We start from the raw sequence: 446 nt of genomic DNA on the forward strand, positions 1-446 counted from the left end.
GGACCCGAGCGGAGCGGTCCCCATCCCGGCGAAGGTGATCGTCGCGGCCACCCGCCCCTGCATCCCGTCCGGGGTGAGCGCCTGCCTGACCGCCATCACCGTGACGTTGACCAGTTGGCCGCCCGCGCCGAACAGGAAGTTGACCGCCACGAGAGCGGCGACCACCAGCGGGGTCGGGCCGTGCAGCGCGGGCACGCAGAGCATCACGCCGTCGCCGACCAGCGCCCCGCAGACCAGCACCGTCCCGTGGCCGAACCGGCCCGGCAGACGGGCGGCCAGCAGCGAACCGACGAGCGCGCCGGGCCCCGTCGCCGCGAGCGCCAGCCCGACGGCCGCGCCGGACAGGTGCAGCTCACGGGGCAGGAGGACCAGGTACACCGTCATCGAGGCGGCCAGGAAGAACTGGAAGGCCGCCGACGCGAGGCCCACGGTCCGCAGCGCGGGAT

Annotated in this window: 1 pseudogene; it reads right to left on the reverse strand. The window is 75.1% G+C overall.

Annotated features, from left to right (window positions below):
* Positions 1 to 446, reverse strand: a pseudogene (locus tag ACOV8S_RS09280) (MFS transporter); the annotation flags it as partial.

It is taken from the genome of Streptomyces sp. CO7 (genome assembly GCF_053474865.1).